Source organism: Streptomyces misionensis (assembly GCF_007896895.1).
Classification (GTDB): domain Bacteria; phylum Actinomycetota; class Actinomycetes; order Streptomycetales; family Streptomycetaceae; genus Streptomyces; species Streptomyces misionensis_A.
This window is the reverse complement of sequence record NZ_VOGW01000101.1, coordinates 17,701-25,015: the sequence shown is the minus strand read 5'-3', so window position 1 is coordinate 25,015 and position 7,315 is coordinate 17,701. Positions and strand designations below refer to the sequence as shown.

Sequence of the window (7,315 nt, the reverse complement as noted above, 5' to 3'; positions counted from 1 at the left end):
GCCCGTGGTCGCGGGACCTCCTCGTGCCTGCCTCTCCATGGCCCCCGCCCGCACGCCGCTCGAACCCTGCCCCTCCTGGTCGAACACGTTCACGGGGGGATGCTTGCCCAGCGCGCACCCCGGCAGTCCTGGGGGTGGGGCGATGACCGGTGGTTCGGCCACCGGTGCGGCCTTTGGGCCGAGGCGCCGGGCACACACGGGGGCCGTACGCGGACCCGCGCGCGGGCCACCTGGAGCCGCTGACGCCCCGTGACGGCGGAGCAGACGCGTCCGGCACAGGCGGTCGGCATGCCGTCACGGGCCGTGAAACTGGCCGAAATCCGCTCCCCGGTCCGGGTGGTGTCAGGGGCGCGGCACGTTGCGCAGGTTGGAGCGGGCCATCTGCACCATCCGGCCGACCCCGCCGTCCAGCACGATCTTGGACGCGGAGAGCGCGAACCCGGTGACCATCTCGGCGCTGATCTTCGGCGGGATGGACAGCGCGTTGGGGTCGGTGACGATGTCCACCAGCGCCGGCCCCTTGTGCCGGAACGCGTCCTTGAGCGCGCCGGCCAGCTGCTTGGGCTTCTCCACCCGCACCCCGTACGCCCCGCACGCCCGGGCCACCGCGGCGAAGTCGGGGTTGGCGTTGGCGGTGCCGTACGCGGGCAGTCCGGAGACCATCATCTCCAGCTCCACCATGCCGAGCGAGGAGTTGTCGAAGAGCACCACCTTGACCGGAAGGTCGTGCTGCACGAGGGTCAGGAAGTCGCCCATCAGCATGGCGAACCCGCCGTCCCCGGACATCGACACCACCTGCCGGCGCCGGTCGGTGAACTGCGCGCCGATCGCCATGGGCAGCGCGTTCGCCATCGAGCCGTGCGAGAAGGAACCGATGATCCTGCGGCGGCCGTTGGGCGAGATGTAGCGGGCCGCCCACACGTTGCACATGCCGGTGTCCACCGTGAACACGGCGTCGTCCTCGGCGACTTCGTCGAGCACCGCGGCCACGTACTCGGGGTGGATCGGGATGTGCCGGTCGACCTTCCTGGTGTACGCCTTGACCACGCCCTCCAGCGCGTCGGCGTGCTTCTTCAGCATCCGGTCGAGGAAGCGCCGGTTGGTCTTCTCCTTGACCCGGGGGGTCAGGCAGCGCAGCGTCTCGCGCACATCGCCCCACACGGCGAGGTCGAGCCGGGACCGCCGGCCGAGCACCTCGGGCCGTACGTCGATCTGGGCGATCTGCACGTCGTCGGGCAGGAAGGCGTTGTACGGGAAGTCCGTGCCGAGCAGGAGCAGCAGATCGCACTCGTGGGTGGCCTCGTACGCGGCGCCGTAGCCGAGCAGCCCGCTCATGCCGACGTCGTACGGGTTGTCGTACTGGATGAATTCCTTGCCGCGCAGGGCGTGGCCCACCGGTGCCTTGAGCTTCCCGGCGAACTCCATGACCTCCGCGTGCGCCCCCGCCGTGCCGCTGCCGCAGAAGAGGGTGACCTTGCCGGCCTTGTCGATCATGTCCACCAGGGCGTCGATCTCGGCGTCGCCGGGGCGGACGGTGGGCCGTGAGGTGACCAGCGCGCTCTGCGCGGCCCGTTCCGGCGCGGGCTCGGCGGCGATGTCGCCGGGCAGGCAGACCACGCTGACCCCGCTCTGCCCGACCGCGTGCTGGATCGCGGTCTGGAGCAGCCGGGGCATCTGCCGGGGGCTGGAGATCAGCTCGCTGTAGTGGCTGCACTCCAGGAAGAGCCGGTCCGGGTGGGTCTCCTGGAAGTAGCCGAGGCCGATCTCGCTGGAGGGGATGTGGGAGGCCAGGGCCAGCACGGGGGCCATCGAACGGTGGGCGTCGTACAGGCCGTTGATGAGGTGCAGGTTGCCGGGACCGCAGGAGCCCGCGCAGGCGGCCAGCTTCCCGGTGATCTGGGCCTCGGCCCCGGCCGCGAAGGCGGCGGTCTCCTCGTGCCGGACGTGGACCCAGTCGATGGAGGAGTGGCGGCGTACGGCGTCCACGATCGGGTTGAGGCTGTCGCCGACGACACCGTAGAGGCGGCGCACGCCGGCGCGGACGAGGATGTCGACGAACTGCTCGGCTACGTTCTGCTTGGCCATGTTCTCTCGTCTGCCCCTTCCAGGCCCCGGGTGTCCGTGGTCCCCGGTTCCATGGAGGCATACGAGCAGCCGTTACGCCTCCCACACGGCCGCCGCCGTACGGTCGTCGGCGTACCCCTTGACCCGCACCCGGGTGTCGGCGAGGAACGCGGCGAGGCCGGGCGCGCGGCGGCCGGACCAGCGTCGCGCCAGGTGAGCGCCGAGGGCGGGCTCCTCGCGCAACGGCTCGGCCAGGCCCGTCGTACACATCATCAGGACATCACCCGGGCGGGCTAGCGAGGACCGGAAGCGGAACGGCGCGGTGGAGTCCGGCGCGGGCGGGGCGGCCGGGACGCCGAGGCCGAGGGTGAACCGGTCGTCGTCGCCCTCCCCCGCGGGTCCCTCGGGCACGGCCCGCGGCTCGATGTCCCGCCAGGCGCCGTCCCGCAGCAGGAACAGGCCGCCGTCGCCGGCGCCGAAGAACACCCGGGTACGGCAGTCCGGGTCGGCCGGCAGCAGCAGGCAGCGCAGGGTCGCCGTGTACTCCCGCGCATCCAGGCCCCGTTCGGCGGCGCTCGTCCGGAGCCGGCGAAGGCCCCGGTCGGTCAGCCGGTGCAGCCCCGCCCGCAGATCGGCGCGCCGGGCCGCCCGGAGGTCCTCGGCCAGGCGCCGGTGGCTGCGGCCCACCGCCCGGCCGATCCAGCGGCACGCCTCGGCCGCCGCCAGATGCGCCTCCGGCGTGGTCCGGGCGCCGGTGGCCATCGCGACGAGCAGCAGCGCCTGCCCGCCCGTGCCGAACCGGGCGGTCAGCAGCGCGTCCCGGCGCGGCTCGCCCCGGTAGCGCGCCGAGTCCCCGCGCAGCGAGACGGAGCGCAGCGTCCACGCCCCGTACCGGGCGCCGTCCAGCACCGTGTCCGGCACCGACTCCTCCAGCGCCTCCGGCTCGACGGCCGGCAGCGCGGTGGGCTCGGGGTCGTAGGTCGGCGGGCCGGAGCCCACGTAGTCCAGGGGCGAGGCGGGTTCGGGGACGGGCGGCTCGGGCGGGGTCCGGGTGTCCGTGACCGTCCGCTTGGCCGAGGTGAAGCGGTCGTCCAGGGAGTCGGGCGCGGCCGTGGGGCCCGTGTCCCCGGTGGAGTCGTCGTACAGGTCCCCCCACCAGTCGTCCTCGGGACGGACGGCGGGTCTTCCCCCCTGCTGGCTCATGCCCTGATTGTCACCACGGGGACCGCCGGAAAACGGGGCATCGGGAAAATCCCGCGCCTGGGACGTGACCGGGACGGCGTGTCGGGGGACGGGTCGTACGGCCGTACGGCAACGGGCGCGAGGTGGGCGAGGTGGAAGGCCGCCGGGCGGCCCCACCCCCCACGGGGGGACCGCCCGGCGACGTGCGGGGTGACCCGGCCCCGTGTCCCCTCCACGCCCTGGACTCGTCCTCGGACGTCCGGACACGCACGGGCCCGGGCCACGGTCTTGCGGGACCGGGCCTTGTCGGCCACCGGCCCGATGGCCGGATCGCGGCGTGGTCGCCTCGGCCGCGGCGGCGCACCGGACGCGCGGGCGCCCCGGCCCGGCGGGCGTCCGGGCACGAACACCGCGGTGAGGCCACCTTGGCAGAGGCACCCGCGGTACCGCGATGATGGGCGGCGGCGGGTTTGCGTCGTGGCCGGTTTCCGCCAGCCGTGGGCCCGCGTGACGGCTTGTTCTCAGACCGCTCGGACTCAGGGGAGGAACGCGGGGCGATGCTGGCGGCGATAGGGCTGGACGAGAGACACGAGGCGGCGTACCGGGCGCTGGTGGCGGTGGGCGCGGCCGAGGTGGCCGATCTGGCGCGGCGGTTGGCACTGGCGGAGCAGGACACCGAGCACGCGCTGCGCCGGCTGGAGCGGCAGGGGCTCGCGGCCCGTTCCTCGGCGCGCCCCGGCCGCTGGGTGGCGGCGCCGCCCGCGGTGGCGCTGGGGGCGCTGCTGACCCGGCAGCGGCACGAGCTGGAGCAGGCGGAGCTGGCGGCGGCGCTGCTCGCGCGGGAGTACCGGGCGGCGGCGGACGAGCCCGCGGTGCACGACCTGGTGGAGGTGGTGACGGGCGCCTCGGCGGTCGCCCAGCGTTTTCTCCAGCTCCAGCTGGGCGCCGCCGAGGAGGTGTGCGCGCTGGTGACCGGGAGCCCCGTGGTGGTCTCCGCGGCGGAGAACGAGGCGGAGGCGCAGGCGGCCGAACGCGGGGTGCGCTACCGGGTGGTGGTGGAGCGGGCGGTGCTGGATCCGCCGCAGGGCCTCGGCGGGCTGGCCGTCGCGCTCGGCCGGGGCGAGCGGGTGCGGGTGGTGGACCGGGTGCCGACGAAGCTGGTCGTCGCCGACCGATCGCTGGCGATGGTGCCGTTGACCTCGCGGAGCGCGGAGCCGGCCGCGCTGGTGGTGCACGCCAGCGGGCTGCTGGAGCTGCTGGCGGGGCTGTTCGAGTCGGTGTGGCGCGAGGCGCTGCCGCTGCGGTTGAACGGGCAGGGGGCGGCCGAGGAGGTGCCGGACGGGCCGGACGGCACCGATCTGGAGGTGCTGTCGCTGCTGCTGGCCGGGCTGACCGACGCGAGCGTGGCCAAGCAGCTGGACCTGGGGCTGCGGACGGTGCAGCGCCGGGTGAAACGGCTGATGGAACTCGCCGGGGTGACCACCCGGCTCCAACTGGGCTGGCAGGCCCACGAACGGGGCTGGGTCGCACGCGAGCCGGACTGACGCGCTGCCGCCCCCCACGGGGCCGCGGGTGGTGAGGGCGGTGCCGAACGGCCTCTCAGCCGCGGCCCGTCGCCGCGTGGGCGGTGAGTGTCCGGCGCACCGTCTCGGCCACGGCGGCCATGCCCGCGTCGGTGAAGTGCAGGTGGTCGCCCGGGTCGTAGGCGGGGCGGATGCGGGTCGGGTCGGCCGGGTCGCGCACGGCGGCGTCGGCGTCGGCGACCGCGTCGAAGGCGCCGCCGGTGCGGATGAAGGCGTTGACGCGCTGCCGTACCTCCTCGCGGGCGACCGTGTAGGCGGCGAACCCGTTGAACGGGGTGAGGGTGACGCCGACGACCCGGATGCCGTGCGCGTGGGCGCGGCCGACGATGGTGCGGTAGGCGTCGGCGTAGGCGGCGGGGTCGTTGGCCGGGGGGAGGCCCTTGATGTCGTTGATGCCCTCGAAGACGACGAGGATCCGCGCCCCGGTCCGGCTGAGGGCGTCGGTGTCGAGGCGGGTGAGGGCGCTCGGCCCGGCGCCGTCGCGCAGCAGCCGGTTGCCGCCGATCCCGGCGTTGAGGACGCCCGTCCCGGAAAGGCGCGCGGCGAGCCGGTCGGGCCAGCGGCGGTTGGTGTCCGGGGTGGACCCGGTGCCGTCGGTGAGCGAGTCGCCGAAGGCCACGACGCTGCCGGTGGCGCCGCCCAGGACGTCCACGCCGGTGATGTAGTACCAGCAGGTGAGGGTGGTCCGGTAGGCGGAGCCGTCCGTGTCGGCGGCGTGGCCCGCGCCCTCGGCGGCCACGTAGCCGGTCTGGAGGGCGGTGGCGTGGTAGGTGGCGCGGCCGTCGTCCTCGGGGGTGTACACGGTGACGAGGAGGTCGGCGGCGGCCCGCACGGTCAGCCGCACCGGGTCGCTGACGGTCTCCCCGCCGGGCGGGACGGTGACGGTGGCGGCGCCCCGGAACGTCGCGGTGCGCAGGGTACCGGGCACGGCGTCCGGCCCGGCCGCCCGGCGCAGTGCGACGGTCACCGCGCCGAGCAGCAGGGGCGCGCCGCCGAACCGGTTGCTGAGCCGCACCCGCACGGCGGTGCCGCCGACGCTGAGGTGGACGACGTTGCGGACGGCCGCGCCGGGCAGCGGGGCGGCGGTGCCCGAGGGCGCGGTCTCCCAACTGCCCGTCCAACGAGGCGCGTTGTGTACGACGCCGACCGCGGAGGCGGTCCCCTCGGCGACCCGCGCGCCCGGCAGGACCAGCGCCAGCAGCAGAACCGCGAGGACCCGTCCGACCTTGCCCATGTGTGCGCCCGCCCTTCCCCGTGATTCGCCGGAGGCGACCGTGCCACAGCCCGGCGCCGCCGCGCCGCGACTCCGTCCCGTTTCCACCCGGTCGGCGCAACGGCCCGCGCGAGCCCGGCCGCGAGGCGTCAGCCGGAAACCCGCCACGCTGGTCCGTCAGTTCCCTCGGGGCGCCGCCAGGGCCCCTTCCAGGGTCAGCAGCCGTACCTTGCGGTCGAGGCCGCCCGCGTAGCCGGTCAGGGAGCCGTCGGCTCCGATCACCCGGTGGCAGGGGCGCACGATCAGCAGGGGGTTGGCGCCGAGCGCCCCGCCGACGGCGCGAACGGCCGCGCGGGGCGCGCCGATCCGGGCGGCCAGCTCCCCGTACGTGATGGTGGTGCCGTACGGCACCTCGTCCATCGCGTCCCACACCCGCCGCCGGAACTCGGTGCCCGCGGCCCGCAACGGCAGCCGGAACTCCCGGAGTTCACCGGCGAAGTAGGCGTCGAGCTGTTCGCGCGCGGCGCGGAACGGCCCCGGGTCCTCCCGCGCTCCGTCCGGCGGCCGGGGCACGCAGCGCAGGGAGGTGAGCGCCCCGTCCGGGTCGGCGGTGAGCAGCAGCCGGCCGAGGGGTGTGTCGAGGCGGGTGAAGCATCCGGCGGTGGTCATCGGTTCAACTCTCCTGCGATGTGAAGGTGTTGGACGGCGTAGGTGCGCCAGGGCCGCCAGGCGTCGGGCACCTGGATACCGGGCGGGGCCACGTCGGGGTCGCCGAGGGCGCGGGCGCGCAGGACCGCGGCCGTGTCCGGGTCCATCCCGGGCAGGGCGAGCAGCGCCCGCTGGGCGTCGTCCCGGTCGGCGCCCGGGTCCAGCCGGAGCGCGCCGTCGGCGAGGGCGGCGGCGAGCGCGGCCAGTGGGGCGCCACCGCCGTCCGCCTCGGCGAGGGCGGCCGGTTCCGGGAAGAGGTGGGTGAGCGTGCCGCTCGGGGCGTCGAGGGTCTTGCCGTGGCGCCGGACCAGGCGCGCGGCGCCCGCGGGGCCGGTCAGGGCGCGTACGGCGGGTTCCAGCGGGTCCACGGCGCCGGGTGCGCGCAGACCGGGGCGGGCGGCGACCCGCGCCTGGTGCACACCGTGCGCGGCGTCGGCTACGTGCTGCGTTCCGGGAGCGGCGAGTGAGACGGCTCGGCGCGCTCCCGCTGCGGGCCCGCCTCGCCCTGCTGGTGGCGGCGGCCGTGGCGCTGGCGGTCGCCGCCGTCTCGGTGGCCTGCTGGTTC

Annotated in this window: 5 protein-coding genes and 2 pseudogenes; 2 read left to right on the top strand and 5 right to left on the bottom strand. The window is 75.6% G+C overall.

What is annotated here, in order from left to right:
* Positions 1-342: 342 nt before the first annotated feature.
* Entirely contained in the window at positions 343-2,085 is a 1,743-nt protein-coding gene (locus tag FRZ03_RS17325; protein ID WP_146466063.1) for a pyruvate dehydrogenase, read from the bottom strand.
* A 72-nt stretch (positions 2,086-2,157) separates the two neighbouring features.
* Complete coding sequence (locus tag FRZ03_RS40995; protein ID WP_146466062.1) at positions 2,158-3,267, bottom strand: protein phosphatase 2C domain-containing protein; 1,110 nt, start codon at positions 3,265-3,267, stop codon at positions 2,158-2,160.
* Positions 3,268-3,803: 536 nt separating this feature from the next.
* Here FRZ03_RS40995 and FRZ03_RS17315 point away from each other — a divergent pair.
* A complete protein-coding gene (locus FRZ03_RS17315) occupies positions 3,804-4,790 on the top strand; it encodes a helix-turn-helix domain-containing protein (RefSeq protein WP_146466061.1) in 987 nt (328 codons plus the stop codon).
* Between the two features lie 55 nt (positions 4,791-4,845).
* Here FRZ03_RS17315 and FRZ03_RS17310 read toward each other — a convergent pair whose 3' ends face one another.
* From FRZ03_RS17310 to FRZ03_RS17300, 3 genes and pseudogenes are all read right to left on the bottom strand, one after another.
* Positions 4,846-6,063 (bottom strand): GDSL-type esterase/lipase family protein, encoded by a 1,218-nt coding sequence (locus FRZ03_RS17310; RefSeq protein ID WP_146466060.1) that lies wholly within the window; start codon positions 6,061-6,063, stop codon positions 4,846-4,848.
* 156 nt (positions 6,064-6,219) lie between these two features.
* The gene (locus FRZ03_RS17305; RefSeq protein ID WP_146466059.1) at positions 6,220-6,711 is read right to left on the bottom strand and encodes a methylated-DNA--[protein]-cysteine S-methyltransferase; all 492 of its coding nucleotides are present in this window, start codon (positions 6,709-6,711) and stop codon (positions 6,220-6,222) included.
* Positions 6,708-7,154 (bottom strand): annotated as a pseudogene (locus tag FRZ03_RS17300) (DNA glycosylase family protein); the annotation flags it as partial. The pseudogene FRZ03_RS17300 and the gene FRZ03_RS17305, both read right to left, overlap by 4 nt.
* Here FRZ03_RS17300 and FRZ03_RS17295 point away from each other — a divergent pair.
* Positions 7,134-7,217 (top strand): annotated as a pseudogene (locus FRZ03_RS17295) (helix-turn-helix domain-containing protein); the annotation flags it as partial. The pseudogenes FRZ03_RS17300 and FRZ03_RS17295 sit on opposite strands and share 21 nt — an antisense overlap.
* Between the last annotated feature and the right edge of the window lie 98 nt (positions 7,218-7,315).